This is a genomic window from Pseudomonas sp. NCCP-436, assembly GCF_019656335.1.
Taxonomy (GTDB): domain Bacteria; phylum Pseudomonadota; class Gammaproteobacteria; order Pseudomonadales; family Pseudomonadaceae; genus Aquipseudomonas.
Window position 1 is genome coordinate 20,729 of sequence record NZ_BPLZ01000019.1, and the last position, 21,294, is coordinate 42,022.

Here is a 21,294-nt window from a genome sequence, read left to right on the forward strand (position 1 = left end):
AGAAAATCCTGGAAGAAACGTTGGACGAAAGATAGCAGCCGGAGCTGCGGTTACTCGATGTTTTGCACCTGCTCGCGCATTTGTTCGATCAGCACCTTGAGGTTGACCGCCGCCTGTGTGCTGCGCGGGTCGAAGGCCTTGGAGCCGAGCGTGTTGGCCTCGCGGTTGAGCTCCTGCATGAGAAAGTCCAGGCGCCGTCCGGCGGCACCGCCGGCTTTGAGGACGCGGCGAACTTCGCCGACATGGGTCGTCAGGCGATCCAGCTCCTCGGCCACATCGCTCTTCTGCGCCAGTAGTACCAGCTCCTGCTCCAGACGCTGCGGATCCAGCTCGACCTGCATTTCGGCGCAGCGGGCCTCAATCTTGGCGCGTTGGCCGGCAAGCATCTGTGGCACCAGTTCACGCAGTGCGGCTACTTCCTGGAGGATGGCATCAAGGCGCTCGTTGAGCAGTTTGGCCAGCTCTGCGCCTTCGCGTGCGCGACCGGCCTTGAGCTCTTCCAGAGCCTGGCCGAACAGACGCAAGGCCGCGGCATTCAGGGCTTGCGGGTCGGCGGCATCGGCCACCAGTACGCCAGGCCAGGCCAGCACTTCCAGCGGGTTGAGCGGCGCCGGCTGAGCGATCAGTGCGGCTACGTGCTCGGCGGCTGCGATCAGTTGGCGGGCGCGTTCGTTGTCGACCTGTAGCTGTTTGGCGCCGGCCTCCTCGGCAAAGCGCAGGGTGCACTCCACCTTTCCGCGCGACAGTCCCTGGCGTAGTGCTTCACGCACGGCGCCTTCGAGTTCGCGAAAGGCCTCGGGTAGACGCAGATGCGGCTCCAGGTAGCGATGGTTGACCGAGCGCAGCTCCCAGCTCAGGGTGCCGTGAGCGGTTGCCTGCTCGTTGCGGGCAAAGGCCGTCATGCTGTGAACCATGGATACCTCGCGGAAGTCGGCTGGAAAAACGCAGGATTGTAGCGCAGTGTGCCGGCCAGCCCAATTCAGCCTGTGGTCGTGGTGCACTGTCGCCTGCGGCGGTATCGCTGTAAGGCCCGGATGGTGTGGGCTGGAGGTCTTTCCGAGGAGGCGCCAGCAGCACCTGTGTGATTTGCAAGTGTCCGGTACTTGCCCGGCCTTTATAATGTGGGCTGTTTTTTACTTAACGAAGCAGGTATCGCTCGATGAAACGTCCCAGTGGCCGCGCCGCCGATCAGTTGCGCCCGATCCGTATCACCCGCAACTACACCAAGCATGCCGAAGGGGCGGTGCTGGTGGAGTTTGGCGATACCAAGGTGATCTGCACCGTCAGTGTTGAGTCCGGTGTGCCGCGCTTTCTCAAAGGACAGGGGCAGGGCTGGCTGACCGCCGAGTACGGCATGCTGCCGCGGGCGACCGGCGAGCGTAACCAGCGTGAAGCCAGCCGCGGCAAGCAGGGTGGCCGGACCCTGGAGATCCAGCGCCTGATCGGTCGTTCGCTGCGCGCTGCGTTGGATATGAGCAAGCTGGGCGAGAATACCCTGTATGTCGACTGCGACGTGATCCAGGCCGACGGAGGCACCCGCACGGCATCCATCACCGGGGCCATGGTGGCACTGGTGGATGCGCTGGGCGTACTGAAAAAACGCGGTGCACTGAAGGGTGAGCCGCTCAAGCAGATGATCGCCGCCGTGTCGGTCGGCATTTACCAGGGCGAGCCGGTGCTGGATCTGGACTATCTGGAGGATTCTGCCGCGGAAACCGATCTCAACGTGGTGATGACCAGTGCCGGAGGTTTCATCGAGGTACAGGGCACCGCCGAGGGGGCGCCCTTCCAGCCGGAGGAGTTCAATGCCATGCTGGCGCTGGCGCAGAAGGGTATGAGCGAGATCTTCACCCTGCAGCAGGCGGCTCTGGCCGGCTGATGCGCCTTACCGCAACGCAAGGAGGTGACGCATGAGTGAAGAGTTCCAGGTTCCGCAACCGACGCCTGGCCGCGAGGCCCGGCAATGGGCGATGTTCTGCCATTTCGCCGCATTTCTCGGGCTGATCGTTCCTTTTGGCAACCTGCTCGGGCCGTTGATCGTCTGGCAACTGAAGAAGGATCTTGATCCGTTCGTCGATGCGCAGGGCAAGGAGGCGCTGAACTTCCAGATCAGCGTGGCGCTGGCGACGCTGCTGTGCTTTGTCCTGATGGTGGTGGTGATCGGCTTCCCGCTACTGCTGCTGGTATGTCTGGCGGCTCTGGTGCTGACCATTATCGCAGGCATCAAGGCCAATGATGGCCAGGACTACCGCTATCCCTTTAGCTGGCGTCTGGTGAAGTAGCGCGCAGGGAATGAAAAAGCCGGCAGCTCGCCGGCTTTTTTCTGTCTGTTGCTCAGACGGTGAGTATCCAGTCGTAGTCGATGATCAGCGGTGCATGCTGGGAGAAGCGTGGCTGGCGCGGCAGACGGGCGCTGCGCACGCTGCGGCGCATACCGGGTGTCAGCAGGTGGTAGTCGAAGCGATAGCCCAGGTTGAGCATTTCCGCCTGCTCGCTATCCGGCCACCAACTGAACTGGTCGCCTTCGCGGCTCACTTCGCGCAGCGCGTCGACATAGCCCATATTGCCGATTACTTCGTCCAGCCAGCCGCGTTCGGGCGCGAGAAAGCCCGGAGACTGCTGGCAGTCTCGCCAGTTCTTCACGTCCATCTTCTGGTGCGCCACGTACAGCGAGCCGCAATAGATGAACTCGCGGCGCTTGCGGCGCTGTTTGTCCAGATAATGGGTGAAGTCATCCATGAACTTGAATTTCTGATTCAGGTTCTCGTCACCGCCCCGGCCCGATGGCAGGAGCAGGCTGGAAATACTTACCTTGTCAAAATCGGCCTGCAGGTAGCGTCCATAGCGGTCGGCCATTTCAAAGCCTAAGCTGGTGATTACCGCCTTGGGTTGCAACCGCGAATAGAGTGCCACGCCACCTTGGCTAGGCACTTCCGCATCGCATGCATAAAGGAAATAGCCATCCAGTTGGAAGGCCTGGTCGTCCAGTTCAAAGGCGGAGGCTCGGGTGTCCTGCAGGCAGATCACGTCGGCATTCTGGGCTTGCAACCAGCTGAGCAGTCCACGCTCGGCCGCAGCCTGAATACCATTCACGTTCACACTGATGATCCGCATAAATGGCCCCCAAAAACACGTGCGTGTATGATACCCGAGCTCTCTCCATTTAGCTAAAACTGTGCCGTTCGGGACTTTCGTCATGCAAGCGTACCAACGCGATTTCATTCGTTTTGCCATTGAACGCGGGGTGCTGCGTTTCGGTCAGTTCACTCTCAAGTCCGGGCGTACCAGTCCCTATTTCTTCAATGCAGGCCTGTTTGACAGCGGTCTGGCGCTGGCTCAGCTGGGCCGTTTCTACGCGGCCGCGATCGTCGACAGTGGCATCGATTTTGACGTGCTGTTTGGTCCGGCCTACAAGGGCATTCCGCTGGCCGCCGCCACTGCAGTAGCGCTGGCCGAGCACCATGGCCGTGATCTGCCCTGGTGCTTCAATCGCAAGGAGGCCAAGGATCATGGTGAAGGCGGCACACTAGTTGGGGCGCCGTTGCAGGGTCGGGTGCTGATCGTGGACGACGTTATCACCGCCGGTACGGCAATCCGCGAGGTCATGCAGATCATCCAGAACCAGGGAGCGCAGGCTGCCGGTACGCTGATCGCCCTCAACCGTCAGGAGCGCGGACAAGGTCAGCTGTCGGCTATCCAGGAGGTGGAACGCGACTTCGGGATGCCCGTAGTGAGCATCGTGTCACTAGAGCAGGTCTTGGAATATCTGGCCGGGGATGCTGAACTTAAGCAGTATCTTCCAGCCGTCGAAGCCTATCGCGCAGAGTACGGTATCTAGCACAAGGTTACCTTATGCCCGCCCCGTTCCTGACTCGCTGTACGCTGCTGTTGGGTCTGCTACTGCCACTGTCGGGCATGGCTACCGAGCTGTATCGCTACATCGATGACAACGGGGTGACGGTGCTCAGCCGGCAGGGTGTACCGCCCGAGTTCGTTGGCAGGGGCTATGAGGTGCTGAACAACCAGGGGCGCGTGCTGCGGGTCGTGCCGCCGGCGCCTACCGCCGAAGAGTTGGCTCGCATGAAGGCCGAGAAGGCCCGGGCCCGTAGTGACGCACAGTTGCTGCGTCTGTACTCCAGCCTGGAGGACGTCGACCGGGCCCGCGAGCGCAAGCTTGCCGAACTTGATGGTGTGACCAGTGTGGCGCGCGGCAATCTCCAGTCTGTGCGCACTCAGCAGGCCAATTTGCAGAGTCAGGCCGCCAATCACGAGCGCGCTGGACGCCCGGTGCCGGAGAATCTGCTGACGCAGATCGACAGCCTGAAGAGTGAGCTTGAGCGTCTGCAGCGCGACATCGACCGCTACCGGGAGGCGCGCGAGAAGGCCGAAGCCGGCTTCGACGCCGACCGCGCCCGCCTCGCCGAGCTGTTCGGCGAAGCGCCGACTAAGGCTGATTGAGGCGCGCCTTTCTATAAGCGGTGCATTTGCGCCGAGTCCTACGCAGCCGTACGCAGTAAACGCGGTTGCAAGCGCTCTCTATTCGAACGGGCGAAAGCGCTGCAGAGGGCGGCTCTAGTGACGCTCTGAGAATTAGGCTGAGAGCGGTTCGGGTCGTGAATCAACCCAGAGGTTTGATCGGCGAGACCTTGAGAAGGGGTTTGCCAGTCAATTAAGAGATGGCGCACCTGGCGGGATTCGAACCCACGACCCTTGCCTTCGGAGGGCAATACTCTATCCAGCTGAGCTACAGGTGCGTATGCGTTGCGGCGGGCTATTTGACCATCGCCCGTATCTCTTCTCAAGCCGGGATGTTCCGGAGTGAAGAGGGAGGCATTGCGGGGCGCAATCATACGCATCTGGAGGCTGGGCGTCCACGTTCGCAAGCGTTCGCAATTTTGAACGTTCGTGCAAATTCTACCGATTTCTGGTTCGCCCATAGGAGCGTTGATATTTTTGTTAACTTTTTCGAACGAGCTATTGCCCTTTACCCCCTTCGACCCTAGGATTCGTTTGAGATTTCAAACGGTGCGTCCGGCCGTGCTCTAACGGCAATGAATCCCTTAATCAGGTTCTGCTTCGCTCACCCAACGGGCCTGCGGGACTAGTCCCATGACTCCAACGACTTATGCCGACGCCCGGGTGTCGGAACTGAAGGAGACTGCCATGCAACTGAAAGATCCCCAGCTGCTGCGCCAACAGGCCTATATCGACGGCCAGTGGCTGGATGCCGACAGCGGTCAGACCATCGCCGTAAACAACCCGGCGACCGGCGAAATCATCGGTCATGTTCCGAAGATGGGCCGCGCCGAGACCCGTCGCGCCATCGAAGCCGCCGAGAAGGCCCTGCCGGCCTGGCGTGCGCTGACTGCCAAGGAGCGCGCGCAGAAGCTGCGCAAGTGGTTCGAATTGATCATGGCCAACCAGGACGACCTGGCGCGCCTGATGACCACCGAGCAGGGCAAGCCGCTGGCCGAGGCCAAGGGCGAGATCGCCTATGCCGCTTCCTTCATCGAGTGGTTCGCCGAGGAAGCCAAACGCGTCTACGGCGACGTCATCCCCGGCCACCAGCCGGACAAGCGCCTGATCGTGATCAAGCAGCCGATCGGCGTGACCGCCGCCATCACTCCGTGGAACTTCCCCTCGGCGATGATCACCCGCAAGGCCGGCCCTGCTCTGGCCGCCGGCTGCACCATGGTGCTCAAGCCCGCTTCGCAAACCCCGTTCTCCGCCCTGGCTCTGGCCGAACTGGCCGAGCGCGCCGGCATCCCGAAAGGCGTGTTCAGCGTGGTTACCGGCAGCGCCGGTGAAGTTGGCGGTGAGCTGACCAGCAACCCGATCGTGCGCAAGCTGACCTTCACCGGCTCCACCGAGATCGGTCGCCAACTGATGGCCGAGTGTGCCCACGACATCAAGAAGGTGTCGCTGGAACTGGGCGGTAACGCGCCGTTCATCGTGTTCGACGACGCCGACCTGGATGCCGCCGTGGAAGGGGCGCTGATCTCCAAGTACCGCAACAACGGCCAGACCTGTGTTTGCGCCAACCGTCTGTACATTCAGGACGGCGTTTACGACGCCTTCGTCGAGAAGCTCAAGGCGGCTGTAGCCAAGCTGAAGATTGGCAACGGTCTGGAGGACGGCATCACTACCGGCCCGCTGATCGATGAGAAGGCCGTGGCCAAGGTGCAGGAACATATCGCCGACGCGGTGAGCAAGGGCGCCCGGATCGTCAGCGGTGGCAAGCCGCACGCCCTGGGTGGCACCTTCTTCGAGCCGACCATCCTGGTCGACGTGCCGAAGGATGCGCTGGTGTCCAAGGACGAAACCTTCGGCCCGCTGGCGCCGCTGTTCCGCTTCAAGGACGAGGCTGAAGTCATCGCCATGTCCAACGACACCGAGTTCGGCCTGGCCTCCTACTTCTACGCCCGTGATCTGGGTCGGGTATTCCGCGTTGCCGAAGCGCTGGAGTACGGCATGGTGGGCATCAATACTGGCCTGATCTCCAACGAAGTGGCGCCATTCGGTGGCGTGAAGGCCTCGGGCCTGGGCCGCGAGGGTTCCAAGTACGGTATCGAGGACTACCTCGAGATCAAGTACATGTGCCTGGGCGGCATCTGATTCGGAAACTTCGGTTTCCAGACGGGGCAAGGTACGAAAGAGCGTGCGGCGCCCCGGTTTGCAACACCTGACGTATTGCGTTCCCGGCGGCCCGGCCCAGTCGATCATCGTATGCTGAGCCGATCCACCGCCCGGAACATTCATCCTTCAACCGAGCCGACCGATGACGGCCATGAGGACACCATGAGCAAGACCAACGAATCCCTGCTGCAACGCCGCCAAGCCGCCGTACCGCGCGGCGTGGGTCAGATTCACCCGATCGTCGCCGAGCGTGCCGAGAACGCCACCGTATGGGACGTCGAAGGCCGCGAGTACATCGACTTCGCCGGCGGTATCGCCGTGCTGAACACCGGTCACCTGCATCCGAAGGTGGTAGCCGCCGTTCAGGAGCAGCTGAGCAAACTCAGCCACACCTGCTTCCAGGTCCTGGCCTACGAACCCTACATCGAGCTGTGCGAAGAGATCGCCAAGCGCGTACCGGGCAACTTCGCCAAGAAAACCCTGCTGGTTACTTCCGGCTCCGAAGCGGTTGAGAACGCCGTGAAGATCGCCCGTGCCGCCACTGGCCGCGCTGGAGTGATTGCCTTTACCGGTGCCTACCACGGCCGCACCATGATGACCCTGGGTCTGACCGGCAAGGTCGTGCCCTACTCGGCAGGCATGGGCCTGATGCCGGGTGGCATCTTCCGCGCCCTGGCTCCCTGCCCGCTGCACGGCATCAGCGAAGACGACGCCATCGCCAGTATCGAGCGCATCTTCAAGAACGACGCCCAGCCCAGTGACATCGCCGCGATCATCATCGAGCCGGTGCAGGGTGAAGGTGGCTTCTACGTCAACTCGCCGGCCTTCATGCAGCGCCTGCGCGCCCTGTGCGACCAGCACGGCATTCTGCTGATCGCCGACGAAGTACAGACCGGTGCCGGCCGTACCGGCACCTTCTTCGCTACCGAGCAACTGGGCATCGTTCCGGATCTGACCACCTTTGCCAAATCGGTTGGTGGCGGCTTCCCGATCTCCGGTGTGTGCGGCAAGGCCGAGATCATGGACGCCATCGCCCCCGGTGGTCTGGGCGGGACCTATGCTGGCAGCCCCATCGCCTGCGCTGCGGCTCTGGCCGTGCTGAAGGTGTTCGAGGAGGAAAGCCTGCTTGAGCGCTCCAATGCCGTGGGCGAGAAGCTCAAGGCTGGCCTGCGCGACATTGCCGCCAAGCACAAGGTCATCGGCGACGTGCGCGGCCTGGGTTCGATGGTCGCCATCGAGCTGTTCGAAGGCGGCGACGTGCACAAGCCGGCTGCCGAGCTGGTTGGCAAGATCGTTGCGCGTGCCCGTGAAAAAGGCCTGATCCTGCTGTCGTGCGGCACCTATTACAACGTTATCCGTTTCCTGATGCCCGTCACCATTCCCGATGAGCAACTGGAAAAAGGCATCGCCATCGTCGCTGAGTGCTTCGACGAGCTGGCGTAAGCCTGCCGGGCGCATCCCTTCATGCGCCCGTTACCTTTGAGGCCCGCCTGGTGCGGGCCTTTTTTGTTCGCGGTTTGCAGGTAGAAAAAGACCCGCATCAGGCGGGTCAAAGAGTGACAAGCATCCGGATGGAGGGCGCAGGGCGCCTTCCGTTATTTGGGTTCGAAGATCACATAGACCTTGCGGCAGTTTTCCACTACTTCCCAGGTGCCGGAGAAGCCGGCCGGGATCACGAAACGGTCGCCAGCGCGTACCGTCTTGGCATTGCCCTCAGCGTCGCGCAGGACGGAGACGCCCTGGAGAATTTCGCAGTATTCGTGTTCGGTGTAGTTCACCTTCCAGTGTCCCACGGCACCTTCCCAGATACCGGTACTGAATTGGCCGCAGGGGCTGGAGTAGTGGTTGCGCACGCTTTGTTCGGGGTCGCCCTTGAGCACTTTCTCCGCTGCGGGACGGTAGTGTTCGGCGGCCGTTCCGGCCTGGGCGAAGTCGACGATCTGTTCAATATTCATCTGGCTTTTCCGTAAGGGTCGGTGACGGCAATCGCCTGGCGGCAGAGCCGCGGCAGGCGCGATGCGTCCGCAGTCTATGTTTAATATAACGAACATGACAAGGGCATTTACTTGCCTTTGTCAAAAATATTGAAAAGTTCTGGCGCTCTGGTTTAGTGTGGCGAGCAGTGTCGCCAGTTCGCTGGCTTTAGCAGAATCAATGACTGTGGGGTCCTGCGGGATTCCCCTTCACCCCTTAGAGGATGCCGGAATGACTAGCCTGACTCGTGCCGAATGGGAACAGCGCGCCAAGACCCTGACCATCGAAACCCGCGCCTTTATTCATGGTGAGTACCGGGCGGCCGAGTCCGGTGCCACCTTCGACTGCATCAGCCCGATCGACGGCCGTCTGCTTGGCCAGGTGGCCAGCTGCGATAGCGCCGACGCCGAACTGGCCGTCAAGGACGCTCGCGCCACTTTTGAATCCGGCGTGTGGTCGCGTCTGGCACCGGTCAAGCGCAAACAGATCATGATCCGCTTTGCCGACCTGATCGATGCCCACGCCGAGGAGCTGGCCCTGCTGGAAACCCTGGACATGGGCAAGCCGATCGGCGATTCCATGGCCGTCGACGTGCCGGCTGCTTCCCGCGCCATCCGCTGGAGCGGCGAGGCCATCGACAAGATCTACGACGAAGTGGCCGCCACTGCCCATAACGAACTGGGACTGGTCACTCGTGAACCGGTCGGTGTGGTCGCCGCCATCGTGCCGTGGAACTTCCCGCTGCTGATGACCTGCTGGAAGCTCGGCCCGGCCCTGGCCACAGGCAACTCGGTGATCCTCAAGCCTTCCGAGAAATCGCCGCTGACCGGCATCCGCATTGCCCAGCTGGCGATCGAGGCCGGCATCCCGGCCGGTGTGTTCAACGTCCTGCCGGGCTTCGGCCACACTGTCGGCAAGGCCCTGGCCCTGCATATGGATGTCGACACCCTGGTGTTCACCGGTTCGACCAAGATCGCCAAGCAGCTGATGATCTACGCCGGCGAGTCGAACATGAAGCGTGTCTGGCTGGAAGCCGGCGGCAAGAGCCCGAACATCGTCTTCGCCGACGCCCCTGACCTGAAGGCCGCCGCCCAGGCCGCCGCCAGTGCCATCGCCTACAACCAGGGTGAGGTCTGCACCGCCGGCTCGCGTCTGCTGGTGGAAAACTCGATCAAGGATCAGTTCGTGCCCATGGTGGTCGAAGCGATCAAGGCCTGGAAACCGGGCAACCCGCTGGATCCGGCGACCAACGTCGGCGCGCTGGTGGATACCACCCAGATGAATCAGGTGCTGCGCTACATCGAGGCGGGCAAGGAAGATGGTGCCAAGCTGGTGGCCGGCGGTAACCGCGTGCTGGAGGAAACCGGTGGTACCTACGTCGAGCCGACCGTGTTCGACGGTGTGACCAATGCCATGCGTATCGCCCGCGAGGAGATCTTCGGTCCGGTGCTGTCGGTGATCGGCTTCGACAGCGAGGAAGAAGCCGTGGCCATCGCCAACGACACCATCTACGGCCTGGCTGCTGCGGTATGGACCAGCAACCTGTCGCGTGCCCACCTGGTAGGCAAGGCTCTGCGTGCCGGCAGCGTGTGGATCAACCAGTACGACGGTGGTGACATGACCGCGCCGTTCGGTGGCTTCAAGCAGTCGGGCAACGGCCGCGACAAGTCGCTGCACGCCTTTGACAAGTACACCGAGCTGAAGGCTACCTGGATCAAGCTTTAACGATTGCAGGACGATCTCCTGGTCGTCGGCCATACGGCGTGCGTCCTCGCTTTCAATGCTCACGTACAGCAGTACGCTGCGCTTAAAAGCTGCGGGGCGCCTTGTCTGACCCTAGCCCAGAAGATCTTTCCGGTGATGGGCCTCGTCGAGGTAGGCCTGTCGTCTGCTTTTAAGGCCCGCTCCTCCGGGCCGGCTCTGTGAGCCACACCTGCGGCCGGGTTTCCTTGGAGCCCGGCCGCTTGGTTTTCGCGCAAGGACTTCCGGCAATGCGTTGGGGTACCTATTTCGCGGTATGTGCCGCAGTCATCAGTATCGGCCTGGCCCTCGGCGTGACCATGCCGTTGGTCTCGCTACGCCTGGAAAGCTGGGGCTATGACGCCTTCTCCATCGGCGTAATGGCGGCCACGCCGGCAGTCGGTGTGCTGCTCGGTGCTTCGCTGGCCGGTCGCCTGGCAGCGCGTCTGGGTACCACGCTGTTGATGCAGCTGTGCCTGCTGCTTGGTGCACTGTCGGTGGCCGGTCTGGCGTTGCTGCAGAACTATGCCGTGTGGCTGGCACTGCGTCTGTTTATCGGTGTGGCGCTGACCGTGGTGTTCATCCTGGGCGAGAGCTGGATCAACCAGTTAGTGGTGGAGAAATGGCGTGGCCGGCTGGTGGCGTTGTATGGCTCCGGCTATGCGCTGAGCCAGTTGTGTGGTCCGTTGCTACTGACGGCCCTGGGCACCGACACCGACAGCGGCTTCTGGACGGGCGTCGGTTTGCTGATCGGTGGCTCGCTGGTGCTGCTGGGACGTACCGGTGCCCCCACGGTGGACGCGCACAGTGGCTCTGGCCGTGGTCTGCTGCAGTTCTGCAGACGACTACCGGCCATTGCCTGGGCGGTAATGCTGTTTGCCGCCTTTGAGGCGATGATGCTGACTCTGCTGCCGATCTACGGCCTGCGCCAGGGTTTCACCCAGGAGGTGGCTTTGTTCATGGTCAGCGTGGTGGTGGTTGGTGATGCGGTGCTGCAGCTGCCAATCGGCTGGCTGGCTGACCGTATGTCGCGGCAGCGTCTGTTCCTTTGCTGTGGCCTGGTGCTGCTGTTGTCCAGTCTGTCGATCCCGGTGTTGCTGCATACCCCGCTGATCTGGCCGTTGCTGGTGGCCTTCGGAGCCACGGCCGGTGGCCTGTTCACCCTGTCGCTGATCATGATCGGCGAGCGCTACCGGGATGATGAACTGGTGCGGGCCAATGCCCATGTCGCCCAGCTATGGGGGCTTGGTTGCCTGGTCGGGCCGCTGCTGACCGGAGCTGTCAGCCAATGGCTCAGCGGCCATGCATTGCCGATGATGATGGCTTTTGGTGCTCTGGTGTTCGTCTGGCTGGCCTGGCGTGGCAATGGTTTGATGCCGCTGGCGGAGCAGAGTCGATAACCGCCAGCAATAGTCGGCTGTTCGGTCAGAGCATGCGTTCGAGGCCGATGCGCTCGGCGAACCAGGCATTGATGCGCCGCCAGAGACTGCCCGGCTCGCGAGACAACTCGTGCACCTGGCCGTTGTCTTCCGCCCGCCAGCGCAGCGTGCCCTCGACCAGCAGCACCTCGTAGCTGATCCCCGGTCGCATGCCTTCCAAAGCCAGGCGGCGAACCTGTTCGCTGAGTTCCGGGCTGTCTACCAGCACGCCGACTTCGGTGTTCCAGAGAATCGAGCGCGGGTCGAAATTGAGCGAGCCGATAAAGGCATAGCGTCTGTCCAGCACGATGGCCTTGCTGTGCAGACTCGATTCAGAACTGCCGCTGAAACTGTAGGGAGCGCTGCCGCCGTTGCCCGGCTGGCGCCGCATCTCGAACAGGCGTACGCCATGTTCCAGCAGTTTGCGCCGGTAGGGCGCATAACCCCCATGAACCGCCGGCACATCGGTAGCTTCCAGCGAGTTGGTGAGAATACGCACGGCCACCCCGCGGTTGGCCTGATCGACAAGGTAGCGGGTGCCGTCGCGGGTGGGGACGAAGTAGGCCGAGACGAGAAGCAGTTCCTGACTCAGGTCGCTTAGTTTCGGTTCTAGCTGACTGGCCATCAGCAGTTGCGCATCTGGTTCGCCGTCGGCCAGTACCTTCGCCGGGGCATCCCACAATGCCCAGCCAGGTGCCCAGGTCAGTTGTTCCAGCCACTGAGGCAGACGCGGTTGCTCGCGGTAGCCAAGCAACTGCTGGTAAAGCTCTGGCTGTTTCAGACTGGCGCGAGTCAGGTAAGCCTGCAGCCGCTTGCGGGCCTGCCTCAGGTCGCGGCTGCTTGCCGGCCAGTAGAGAAACTGCCGGATTGGCTTGCTCAGAGCACTGTTCCAGTACTGGTCAAAGCTATGCGCCAGCTGCTCGGCTACCGGGCCGACGGCGAGCAGGTCGATGTCCGTGAAGTTGAACGTGGGCTCGGCATCGAAGTATTCGTCGCCGAGGTTGCGTCCGCCGACGATGGCGGCACTGCTGTCGGCCAGCCACAGCTTGTTGTGCATGCGCCGATGTTGTCGGCCCAGTTGCAGCGCCCGGCCCAGGACGCGGGTAACGCCGATGGTGCGGCCCAGATGGAGTGGATTGAATACCCGAACCTGAATGTTGGGGTGTGCGGCGAGGAGCGAGATTTCGTAGTCGCGGCCGTCGCTGGCGGTATCGTCCAGCAGGATACGCACACGTACGCCGCGATCAGCAGCCTGCAGCACTTCGTCTATCAAGGTGCGGGTGCTGAGACCGTCGTGCATGATGTAGTACTGCAGATCGAGACTGCTGCCGGCGGCGCGGATCAACTCGGCTCGTGCGGCGAAGGCCTGTTCGCTGTCATCAAGCAGGTAGAAGCCGGATTGCCCCGGATGACGCTCGGCCAGGCGCTGTAGATGGCGGCCGAAGTCCGAGGCTTGCGGTGCCAGGGCCTGACTGGTGTGGATCGCCGGGGTGGTGCTGCAGGCGCTTACGGCCAGCAGCAGGCAGAGAAGCAGAACATGGCGCACGCTGATCTCCCTGTGAGGCGTCCCGTATCGTTCTGACGCCCGTCCGCAGTCAAAGATTCTGCCTCAGTGCTTGTACAGTAGCTTGTCTGGGGTGGCAGGCCGGCAGACTCGGATGTCTGCCGGTCTGCGAGAGTGTAGCGCTTCGGAGCATATGTCTTGCTGTCCGGCCTGTGGTGGGCCGGAACCTAGAGCAGTTCCTTCATGCGGTGCCAGAGCATGCCTAGGGCCAGCAGTGGCGAGCGCAGATGCTTTCCGCCCGGGAAGGTCATGTGCGGCACCTGAGCAAACAGGTCGAAACCGCGGCTTTCCTGTCCGGCAATGGCTTCGGCCAGCAGCTTGCCGGCCAGGTGCGTGGCATTGACGCCGTGGCCGGCGTAGGCCTGGGCGTGGAACACGTTGGGCTGATCCTTGAGCCGGCCGATCTGCGGCAGGCGGTTGGCGCCGATGCCTATCATCCCGCCCCATTGGTAATCGATGCGCACGCTGGCCAGTTGCGGAAATACCTTGAGCATTTTCGGTCGCATGTAGGCCGCGATGTCCGCCGGGTCGCGTCCGGAGTAATGGCAGGCACCGCCGAACAGCAGGCGGCGATCCGCCGAGAGGCGGTAGTAGTCGACCGTCACGCGCTGATCGCACAGCGCCATGTTCTGCGGGATCAGCTGGCGTGCCTGAGCCTCGGACAGTGGTTCGGTAGCGATGATGTAGCTGCCGGCGGGCAGTACCTTGCCGCTCAGTGTCGGGTTGAGATCGTTGATATAGGCATTGCAGGCCAGTACCAGATTCTTTGCGCGCACCATGCCTTGTGGTGTGTGCACGCGCAGCTCGCTACCGTAGTCAATGCGTGTTACCGGTGATTCCTCGAACAGCCGTACGCCCAGTGACTGCGCCGCCGCGGCTTCGCCGAGCGCCAGGTTGAGCGGGTGCAGGTGACCCGAGCCCATGTCGATCATGGCGCCGTGATAGTTGTCGGAGCCGACCACTTCGTGGATGCGCTCCTTCGGCACAAGGCGCAACTCGTGACGGTAGCCCAGGCTCTCCAGCTCGGCCTTGTCCTTGCTGAAGCCATCGAAGTGATCCGGCTTGTTGGCCAGGTCGCAGTAGCCCCAGGTCAGGTCGCAGTCGATCCCGAACTGTTCGACGCGCTGGCGGACGATCTCTACGGCCTCCAGCCCCATGAGTTTGAACTGGCGTACGCCGTCGCGACCGACGATGGACTCGAATTGCTCGACATCATGGCCTACGCCTCGGATCAATTGACCGCCGTTGCGTCCGCTGGCACCCCAGCCGATTTTGCGTGCTTCCAGCAGGGCCACCGTCAACCCCTTTTGGGCCAGCTCGATGGCGGTATTCAGGCCGCTGAAGCCGCCGCCGACAACACACACGTCCACGACTACTTCAGTGTCCAGGGGAGGGTAGGCCTGCTGGCGATTGACGCTGGCGGCATAGTAGGAAGCGGCGTGTTGAGGACTGTGGACGGGCTGGTGAACGGGGGCGTTCATGTGCGAAATCCTGATTTTATTGTTTGGAAAATTAAACGCAGCATAAGCGCGAGTTGCGCCGACGCCAAGTGCCGGGAGGAGCCCCGCGGACAGTTGAGGCAGCGGTTCGCGCCGTCAGGCTGCCTCTCTGCTTATTCCGGCACCGGTAGCGCCAGGGTTTCCTTCACCTCTTCCATGACGATATAGCTCTTCGATTCGCGCACGTGCGGCAGTTTCAGCAGGATGTCGCCGAGCAGCTTGCGATAGCTGGTCATCTCGTTGATCCGGGCCTTGACCAGATAGTCGAATTCGCCGGACACCAGGTGGCATTCCAGTACGTGCGGCAGCTTCAGCACGGCGCGGCGAAAGTCTTCGAAGGTATCGCCGGACTTGTAGTCCAGGCTGATTTCGACGAACACCAGCAGGTTGGCCTTCAGATGATGGGGGTTAAGGCGGGCGTGGTAGCCCATGATGATGCCTTCGCGCTCCAGGCGGCGTACCCGTTCGGTGCAGGGAGTGGTGGAAAGACCGACGCGCTCGCCCAGTTCGGTGAAGCTGATACGACCGTCCTCCTGCAGGATGCGCAGGATGTTGCGATCGATTTTATCCAGCTCTCGACGGCTTTGATGTTGTGTTCTCATGGGGAATCCGCCTCTGCAAAACGGCTTTTTGCCAAGAATTCTCGCCAAATATAGCTGTGTATATGGTGAAAAGCACTGCGGCAGTCTTCCTATACTCCCCGCATCGACAACAATGACCTGTAACGCTTGCGTCATGTGCGCGGCGGGGAGATAAAGATGCGTGTTCTGGTTCTCGGCAGCGGTGTGATTGGTACCGCAAGTGCTTACTACCTTGCTCGTCAGGGCTTCGAGGTGGTAGTGGTCGACCGTCAGAATGGTCCGGCGCTGGAAACCAGCTTCGCCAATGCCGGCCAGGTTTCTCCTGGTTACGCTTCTCCCTGGGCTGCACCGGGCGTGCCGCTGAAGGCCATCAAATGGCTGCTGCAGCAGCACGCGCCGCTGGCGATCAAGGCTACCGGCGACATTGACCAGTACCTGTGGATGGCACAGATGCTGCGCAACTGTACTGCCAGCCGTTATGCGGTGAATAAGGAACGCATGGTGCGTCTGTCCGAGTACAGCCGCGACTGCCTTGACGAGCTGCGTGCCGAAACCGGCATTGCCTACGAAGGTCGCCAGCTCGGCACTACCCAGTTGTTCCGCACCCAGGCCCAGCTTGATGCCGCCGCCAAGGACATCGCCGTACTGGAAGCTTCCGGTGTGCCCTATGAAGTTCTTGATCGTGAGGGTATCGCCCGCGTCGAGCCGGCCCTGGCCGGCGTCAAGCACAAACTGGCCGGTGCTCTGCGCCTGCCCAACGACCAGACTGGCGACTGCCAGATGTTCACCACCAAGCTGGCCGAGATGGCCAAGGCGCTGGGTGTGGAGTTCCGCTTCGGGCAAAACATCCAGCGTCTGGATGCCGTTGGCGACCGCATCAACGGTGTTTGGATCGATGGCAAGCTGGAGACTGCCGACCGCTATGTACTGGCACTTGGCAGCTACAGTCCTCAACTGCTCAAGCCTCTGGGTATCCGCGCGCCTGTCTATCCGCTCAAGGGCTATTCGCTGACCGTGCCGATCAGCAACCCGAACATGGCGCCGACCTCGACCATCCTCGATGAAACTTACAAGGTGGCCATCACGCGTTTCGATGACCGCATCCGTGTTGGCGGCATGGCCGAAATCGCCGGTTTTGACCTGAGCCTGAATCCGAAGCGTCGTGCCACCCTGGAAATGATCACCAACGATCTCTATCCGGAAGGCGGCGATGTGACACAGGCCACTTTCTGGACTGGTCTGCGTCCGGCTACGCCGGACGGCACGCCGATTGTCGGGGCCACCGCCTACCGTAACCTGTTCCTCAATACCGGTCATGGCACCCTCGGCTGGACCATGGCCTGCGGTTCGGGTCGTTACCTCGCCGACCTGATGGCCAACAAGCGCCCGCAGATCAGCACCGAGGGGCTGGACATTTCTCGCTACGGCTCCCGCACAAAGCAGGCCGGCCTCGAGAGTGCAGCTCCCGCCCATTAAGTGGCAGGCGTGACTGTCACCGACATTTCACATTGATCGGCGCTGGCCCTCGGGTCGGCGTCGGCGCGCAGGTGCAATCTGTGGCCTGCCGCTATTGTCCAGTAAACCTGCAGGGAGATGGCTTTTCCTCTCATGAGATAGCGGCAAGAGCCGTTCGGCGCCTTTGCCTTTATAAGTCCAAGAAAGAGTAGTTGTCGTAATGAATAAACAGTCGATCCAGATTGCACTTGCCTACATGTCCGTTGTTATCGGAGGTGGCTTTGCGTCTGGTCAGGAAGTACTCCAGTTTTTCACCGGTTACGGTCTGATTGGTGTTGCCGGTACCTTGGTGAGCGGAGTGCTGTTTGCCTTTCTGGGCATGCAGATTGCCCGCATGAGCTCGCAGATGCAGGCAGACTCGCACAAGGAAGTTCTTTACAGCCTGTTCGGCAAGCGTGTCGGCTGGCTGATTGACGTTGTGTTGTCGTTCTTCCTCTACGGTGTCGGCGTGGTCATGCTGGCTGGCGCCGGTTCGATCTTCGCCCAGCAATACGGTCTGCCGCCGTTGTTCGGCGGTGCTTTGATGTGCGCGCTGGTCATTGCCACCCTATGTCTCAACGTCAAGCGCATCATCGACCTGATCAGTGCCGTTATGCCGTTCCTGCTGGCGATGGTGCTGATCATCACCACCTACTCCATCTTCAGTTACAACGCCTCCATCGAGACGCTCGATGCAGTCGCCCGGGAGAACAACAAGACGGTCAGCGGCAACTGGTTGGTCGGTGCCCTGCTGTACGCTTCCTTCAACATCGCGGTGGGCTTCCCCATGCTCGCGGTGATTGGTGGCTTGACCAGCCAGCCCAGGGCTGCCGCTTTCGGTGGCGTGCTGGGTGGCCTGGGCCTGGGAGTGCTGATTTTGGTGTTGAACATTGGCCTGTTCGCCAACATCAACCAGTTGCAGGGCGTGGAAATGCCGACCCTGGCGCTGTCCGAGCGTGTTTCTCCGGTGCTTTCGGTGGTGATGTCGGTAGCGTTGGTGTGCATGGTCTACAGCACTGCGGTAGGGATGTTCTTTGCCTTCAGTGCTCGCTTCGCTAAGCCTGAGTCGGGGCGCTTCAAGGTGTTCAGTGCGGTGACCGTCTGCATCGGCCTAGCTCTGAGCCTGGGCGGCTTCAGCAAGCTGGTTGGTACCGTCTATCCGCTGCTGGGCTACGTGGGCTTTGCCCTGATTCTGGCCATCGGCTTTAGCTGGATGCGCCACCGAGCCGCGATCAAGTCTCGCGGTGTTGAAACCAAACCGAATTTCTGAGTGATGCCGGCACCGGCTTTGAAGCGGGTGCCATCAGTACCAAGGAGCCTTCCATGTCCATCCAGCGCATGCACGTCGAGAAACGCTACAGCGAAGTGGTGATTCACAACGGCACCGTCTATCTCGCCGGTCAGCTGGCCGACGATTTCGATGGCGACATCCGCGAGCAGACCCGTCAGACCCTGGCCAACATCGACCGCATGCTGGCTGAGGCCGGTACCGACAAGAGCCGGATTCTGTCGCTGACCATCTTCCTGCGTGACATGGCCGACTACGACGGACTGAATGCTGAGTACGATGCCTGGGTTGCCGATGGCGCTGCACCTGCACGGGCCTGCGTCGAGGCGCGGATGTACCGTCCGGACGTACTGGTGGAAATGTGCGTGGTGGCAGCGCTCTGACGCTGCTGCCCAGAATCCTGCCGCGGAATCGCGCAGGCGGTTCCGAACCGTTTTTGTGTTGGCTTTTCGCCCGGCTCTCCCGCCGGGTTTTTTTTGCGCGGTCATGGGCCGTTTCAAAGAGGCTCTGCCGCGCAACCCGGTCTAGAACAATAGTTAGAAGGAAATCCGTTATGCGTCCTGCTCGTGCTGTGATTGATCTGCAAGCTTTGCGTCACAACTATCGTCTGGCCCGTGAACTGAGTGGCGCCCGGGCGCTAGCTGTGGTCAAGGCCGACGCCTATGGCCACGGTGCGGTGCGCTGTGCTCATGCGCTGGAGGAGGAAGCCGATGGCTTTGCCGTGGCCTGTATTGAAGAGGCACTGGCACTGCGCGAAGCGGGCATTCGTGCTCCGATCCTGCTGCTGGAAGGTTTCTTCGAGGCGGACGAGCTGGCGTTGATCGAGCAGCACGATTTTTGGTGCGTGGTGCACGCCCAGTGGCAACTGCAGGCTATCGAGCAGGCGCGCCTTGGCAAGCCGCTGACCGTCTGGCTCAAGCTGGACAGTGGTATGCACCGGGTGGGGCTGCATCCGGCCGAGTATGCCGAGGCCTACCGTCGTCTGCAGGCTTGCGCGAATGTGGGCAAGGTTGTGTTGATGAGTCACTTCGCCCGTGCCGATGAGCCCGACTGCGAACGCACTCTGGAGCAGCTAAGCGCCTTCGAGCAGGCCAGTGTCGGTCTGGATGGCGAGGTCAGCCTGCGCAACTCGCCCGCCGTGCTGGGCTGGCCGCAGGTGCCGAGTGACTGGGTACGCCCGGGCATCATGCTGTATGGTGCTACCCCCTTCGAGGTGGATCAGGCGCAGGCCGCGCGTCTGCAGCCAGTGATGACCTTGGAGTCGAAGATCATCAGTGTGCGCGAGCTGCCTGCCGGTGAGCCGGTGGGTTATGGCGCGCGTTTCGTGGCCGAGCGCCCCACTCGTGTGGGAGTGGTTGCCATGGGCTATGCCGATGGTTACCCGCGTCATGCGCCGAGCGGCACGCCGGTTGCCGTCGATGGTCAAATGACTCGCCTGATTGGTCGTGTCTCCATGGACATGTTGACGGTGGATCTGACCGACTTGCCGAATGCCGGTCTGGGCAGCCGGGTCGAGCTGTGGGGCAAGCAGGTGCTGGCCAGTGACGTAGCGATGGCCGCCGGTAGCATTCCCTACCAGATCTTCTGCAACCTGCGTCGCGTGCCTCTGCACTATCAGGGGTGAGCCCGGAGTGGTGATGGGCGCTCGAGCCGGGCGCCCTGCGTTGTGCTGTGGAAGGTGGCGGTTTGGTCGACGAACTGTGGAGCTGCTCGTGAAAACGAGTGTTGTAAATTCTGAACGCTGTGCCATGATACCGACACTTTCCGTACCACACCCAAAGGGGGACTCCAGCATTGGACGTCGGTGTTCGACTGCAGTCGATTCGCAAGCTCAAAGGCCTATCCCAGCGTGAACTCGCCAAGCGTGCGGGCGTTACCAACAGCACCATCTCAATGATCGAGAAGAACAGTGTCAGTCCTTCCATCAGTTCGCTGAAGAAGGTGCTCAGTGGCATTCCCATGTCGCTGGTCGAGTTCTTCTCCCTCGACATGGAGCAGGAGAATCAGACCCAGGTGGTCTACCGGGCTTCCGAGCTGACCGACATCTGCAGCGGCGCCATCACCATGAAGCTGATCGGCAAGGCGCACCCCAGCCGTGCGATTGCTTTCCTCGATGAAACCTACCCGGCCGGTAGTGATACCGGTGATGAGATGTACACCCATGAAGGCGAGGAGGCCGGAATGCTGGTGGAAGGGCGGTTGGAGCTGACCGTCGGCAATGAGGTATTCGTCCTCGAGGCGGGCGATAGCTACTACTTTGAGAGCAGCAGGCCGCATCGTTTCCGCAATCCCTTCGATGTTCCGGCGCGTCTTATCAGCGCTACTACACCGGCAAACTTCTGACCAGACGCCCGGCCCGGGCGGCCGGGCTGCCGGTAATCGGGCAGCTGGCTGCGACAATCTGGACGATCTGGGTTGTTTCGGCCTTGCAACCTTGCCGTTATACTGTCGCCCGCTCGCGAAACCGTGGCCGCGGGCGTGACTAGCCACGAAGAGGGTATACCGTGAATCCGATGAAAAAAATGCTGGCAGTACCGGCTGCCGTATTGGCCCTGTGGGCAGTGACTGCTCAGGCCACGACCGATGAAGCCATTGCCGAGCGCCTGAAGCCGGTAGGTGAGGTTTGCATCGCGGGTCAGGAATGCAAGGGCGTTGAGGCTGTGGCTGCAACGGCAGGTGGTGGCGCACGTAGTGCTGACGACATCATTGTCAAGCACTGCAACGCCTGCCACGGTACTGGCGTACTGGGTGCTCCGAAGATCGGCGAAACCGCAGCCTGGAAAGAGCGCGCGGATCATCAGGGCGGTCTCGACGGCCTGCTGGCGAAGGCCATTTCCGGCATCAACGCCATGCCACCGAAAGGCACCTGCAACGACTGCTCTGATGACGAGCTGCTTGAAGTCATCAAGAAAATGTCTGGCCTGTAAGGGGCCTACCCTGTCGAGACAAATGCTTCGACAGGGGAGCACGGCCCGCATTGGCGGGCCGTGCCACAGAGTCCAGTTGGGCAGATTGCAGACCGCCGCTATTGCGTCAGCGGCAGTTTTTCGCAGATGGGCTGGACGCCGGCAATTGTCGGTGTTAGATTTGGAGTCGCTGC

The 21,294-nt window shown here is 61.7% G+C and carries 20 protein-coding genes and 1 tRNA gene; 14 read left to right on the top strand and 7 right to left on the bottom strand.

Going from position 1 to position 21,294, the window contains the following annotated elements; translation table 11 throughout:
- Positions 1-50: 50 nt before the first annotated feature.
- Positions 51-914, bottom strand: coding sequence for a YicC/YloC family endoribonuclease (locus NCCP436_RS16010; protein ID WP_220804967.1), 864 nt, complete (start codon positions 912-914; stop codon positions 51-53).
- A 245-nt stretch (positions 915-1,159) separates the two neighbouring features.
- On the opposite strand from NCCP436_RS16010, the gene rph reads away from it, so the two are divergent.
- Positions 1,160-1,879 (top strand): ribonuclease PH, encoded by a 720-nt coding sequence (gene rph, locus NCCP436_RS16015; protein ID WP_220804968.1) that lies wholly within the window; start codon positions 1,160-1,162, stop codon positions 1,877-1,879.
- Between the two features lie 31 nt (positions 1,880-1,910).
- Entirely contained in the window at positions 1,911-2,282 is a 372-nt protein-coding gene (locus NCCP436_RS16020) for a DUF4870 domain-containing protein (protein ID WP_220804969.1), read from the top strand.
- A 52-nt stretch (positions 2,283-2,334) separates the two neighbouring features.
- Here the strand turns inward: NCCP436_RS16020 and NCCP436_RS16025 are convergent, their stop codons facing one another.
- Complete coding sequence (locus NCCP436_RS16025; RefSeq protein WP_220804970.1) at positions 2,335-3,114, bottom strand: exodeoxyribonuclease III; 780 nt, start codon at positions 3,112-3,114, stop codon at positions 2,335-2,337.
- Between the two features lie 82 nt (positions 3,115-3,196).
- Here NCCP436_RS16025 and pyrE point away from each other — a divergent pair, with 82 nt between their 5' ends.
- Entirely contained in the window at positions 3,197-3,838 is a 642-nt protein-coding gene (gene pyrE / locus NCCP436_RS16030; RefSeq protein ID WP_220804971.1) for an orotate phosphoribosyltransferase, read from the top strand.
- 14 nt (positions 3,839-3,852) lie between these two features.
- Entirely contained in the window at positions 3,853-4,458 is a 606-nt protein-coding gene (locus NCCP436_RS16035; RefSeq protein ID WP_220804972.1) for a DUF4124 domain-containing protein, read from the top strand.
- A 219-nt stretch (positions 4,459-4,677) separates the two neighbouring features.
- Here the strand turns inward: NCCP436_RS16035 and NCCP436_RS16040 are convergent.
- Positions 4,678-4,754 (bottom strand) — tRNA-Arg (locus tag NCCP436_RS16040).
- Positions 4,755-5,163: 409 nt separating this feature from the next.
- On the opposite strand from NCCP436_RS16040, the gene gabD reads away from it, so the two are divergent.
- On the top strand, positions 5,164-6,615 hold the full coding sequence (gabD, locus tag NCCP436_RS16045; protein WP_220804995.1) for an NADP-dependent succinate-semialdehyde dehydrogenase: 1,452 nt from the start codon (positions 5,164-5,166) through the stop codon (positions 6,613-6,615).
- A 183-nt stretch (positions 6,616-6,798) separates the two neighbouring features.
- Entirely contained in the window at positions 6,799-8,079 is a 1,281-nt protein-coding gene (gene gabT / locus NCCP436_RS16050) for a 4-aminobutyrate--2-oxoglutarate transaminase (protein WP_220804973.1), read from the top strand.
- A gap of 152 nt (positions 8,080-8,231) precedes the next feature.
- Here gabT and NCCP436_RS16055 read toward each other — a convergent pair whose 3' ends face one another.
- On the bottom strand, positions 8,232-8,591 hold the full coding sequence (locus NCCP436_RS16055) for a cupin domain-containing protein (protein ID WP_220804974.1): 360 nt from the start codon (positions 8,589-8,591) through the stop codon (positions 8,232-8,234).
- A gap of 250 nt (positions 8,592-8,841) precedes the next feature.
- Between NCCP436_RS16055 and NCCP436_RS16060 the strand changes: the two genes are divergently transcribed.
- Positions 8,842-10,335, top strand: a complete 1,494-nt coding sequence (locus NCCP436_RS16060) for an aldehyde dehydrogenase (protein WP_220804975.1) — start codon at positions 8,842-8,844, stop codon at positions 10,333-10,335.
- A gap of 266 nt (positions 10,336-10,601) precedes the next feature.
- Positions 10,602-11,750, top strand: coding sequence for an MFS transporter (locus NCCP436_RS16065; RefSeq protein WP_220804976.1), 1,149 nt, complete (start codon positions 10,602-10,604; stop codon positions 11,748-11,750).
- Between the two features lie 25 nt (positions 11,751-11,775).
- On the opposite strand, the gene NCCP436_RS16070 is transcribed toward NCCP436_RS16065, so the two are convergent.
- The 3 genes from NCCP436_RS16070 to NCCP436_RS16080 all read right to left on the bottom strand — a co-directional run bounded on the left by NCCP436_RS16070 (position 11,776) and on the right by NCCP436_RS16080 (position 15,433).
- Complete coding sequence (locus NCCP436_RS16070; protein ID WP_220804996.1) at positions 11,776-13,320, bottom strand: phospholipase D family protein; 1,545 nt, start codon at positions 13,318-13,320, stop codon at positions 11,776-11,778.
- A 179-nt stretch (positions 13,321-13,499) separates the two neighbouring features.
- The gene (locus tag NCCP436_RS16075; protein ID WP_220804977.1) at positions 13,500-14,813 is read right to left on the bottom strand and encodes an FAD-binding oxidoreductase; all 1,314 of its coding nucleotides are present in this window, start codon (positions 14,811-14,813) and stop codon (positions 13,500-13,502) included.
- 131 nt (positions 14,814-14,944) lie between these two features.
- Entirely contained in the window at positions 14,945-15,433 is a 489-nt protein-coding gene (locus tag NCCP436_RS16080; protein ID WP_220804978.1) for an AsnC family transcriptional regulator, read from the bottom strand.
- Between the two features lie 156 nt (positions 15,434-15,589).
- Between NCCP436_RS16080 and dadA the strand changes: the two genes are divergently transcribed.
- The 6 genes from dadA (at position 15,590) to NCCP436_RS16110 (ending at position 21,121) form a co-directional block, all read left to right on the top strand.
- Positions 15,590-16,888, top strand: coding sequence for a D-amino acid dehydrogenase (gene dadA, locus NCCP436_RS16085; RefSeq protein ID WP_220804979.1), 1,299 nt, complete (start codon positions 15,590-15,592; stop codon positions 16,886-16,888).
- A gap of 199 nt (positions 16,889-17,087) precedes the next feature.
- Entirely contained in the window at positions 17,088-18,176 is a 1,089-nt protein-coding gene (locus NCCP436_RS16090) for a hypothetical protein (RefSeq protein WP_220804980.1), read from the top strand.
- 53 nt (positions 18,177-18,229) lie between these two features.
- Positions 18,230-18,577 carry a RidA family protein gene (locus NCCP436_RS16095; protein ID WP_220804981.1) on the top strand — a complete coding sequence of 116 codons (348 nt, stop codon included), beginning with the start codon at positions 18,230-18,232 and terminating at the stop codon, positions 18,575-18,577.
- Between the two features lie 170 nt (positions 18,578-18,747).
- A complete protein-coding gene (gene alr / locus NCCP436_RS16100; RefSeq protein ID WP_220804982.1) occupies positions 18,748-19,818 on the top strand; it encodes an alanine racemase in 1,071 nt (356 codons plus the stop codon).
- Between the two features lie 170 nt (positions 19,819-19,988).
- A complete protein-coding gene (locus NCCP436_RS16105; protein ID WP_220804983.1) occupies positions 19,989-20,537 on the top strand; it encodes a cupin domain-containing protein in 549 nt (182 codons plus the stop codon).
- 161 nt (positions 20,538-20,698) lie between these two features.
- Entirely contained in the window at positions 20,699-21,121 is a 423-nt protein-coding gene (locus tag NCCP436_RS16110) for a cytochrome c5 family protein (RefSeq protein WP_220804984.1), read from the top strand.
- Positions 21,122-21,294 lie beyond the last annotated feature (173 nt).

What these genes read in the sequence shown, in the direction of transcription:
- NCCP436_RS16010 (WP_220804967.1), bottom strand. Translation starts at nt 914, where the DNA reads ATGGTTCACAGCATGACGGCCTTTGCCCGCAACGAGCAGGCAACCGCT.
- rph (WP_220804968.1), top strand. Translation starts at nt 1,160, where the DNA reads ATGAAACGTCCCAGTGGCCGCGCCGCCGATCAGTTGCGCCCGATCCGT.
- NCCP436_RS16020 (WP_220804969.1), top strand. Translation starts at nt 1,911, where the DNA reads ATGAGTGAAGAGTTCCAGGTTCCGCAACCGACGCCTGGCCGCGAGGCC.
- NCCP436_RS16025 (WP_220804970.1), bottom strand. Translation starts at nt 3,114, where the DNA reads ATGCGGATCATCAGTGTGAACGTGAATGGTATTCAGGCTGCGGCCGAG.
- pyrE (WP_220804971.1), top strand. Translation starts at nt 3,197, where the DNA reads ATGCAAGCGTACCAACGCGATTTCATTCGTTTTGCCATTGAACGCGGG.
- NCCP436_RS16035 (WP_220804972.1), top strand. Translation starts at nt 3,853, where the DNA reads ATGCCCGCCCCGTTCCTGACTCGCTGTACGCTGCTGTTGGGTCTGCTA.
- gabD (WP_220804995.1), top strand. Translation starts at nt 5,164, where the DNA reads ATGCAACTGAAAGATCCCCAGCTGCTGCGCCAACAGGCCTATATCGAC.
- gabT (WP_220804973.1), top strand. Translation starts at nt 6,799, where the DNA reads ATGAGCAAGACCAACGAATCCCTGCTGCAACGCCGCCAAGCCGCCGTA.
- NCCP436_RS16055 (WP_220804974.1), bottom strand. Translation starts at nt 8,591, where the DNA reads ATGAATATTGAACAGATCGTCGACTTCGCCCAGGCCGGAACGGCCGCC.
- NCCP436_RS16060 (WP_220804975.1), top strand. Translation starts at nt 8,842, where the DNA reads ATGACTAGCCTGACTCGTGCCGAATGGGAACAGCGCGCCAAGACCCTG.
- NCCP436_RS16065 (WP_220804976.1), top strand. Translation starts at nt 10,602, where the DNA reads ATGCGTTGGGGTACCTATTTCGCGGTATGTGCCGCAGTCATCAGTATC.
- NCCP436_RS16075 (WP_220804977.1), bottom strand. Translation starts at nt 14,813, where the DNA reads ATGAACGCCCCCGTTCACCAGCCCGTCCACAGTCCTCAACACGCCGCT.
- NCCP436_RS16080 (WP_220804978.1), bottom strand. Translation starts at nt 15,433, where the DNA reads ATGAGAACACAACATCAAAGCCGTCGAGAGCTGGATAAAATCGATCGC.
- dadA (WP_220804979.1), top strand. Translation starts at nt 15,590, where the DNA reads ATGCGTGTTCTGGTTCTCGGCAGCGGTGTGATTGGTACCGCAAGTGCT.
- NCCP436_RS16090 (WP_220804980.1), top strand. Translation starts at nt 17,088, where the DNA reads ATGAATAAACAGTCGATCCAGATTGCACTTGCCTACATGTCCGTTGTT.
- NCCP436_RS16095 (WP_220804981.1), top strand. Translation starts at nt 18,230, where the DNA reads ATGTCCATCCAGCGCATGCACGTCGAGAAACGCTACAGCGAAGTGGTG.
- alr (WP_220804982.1), top strand. Translation starts at nt 18,748, where the DNA reads ATGCGTCCTGCTCGTGCTGTGATTGATCTGCAAGCTTTGCGTCACAAC.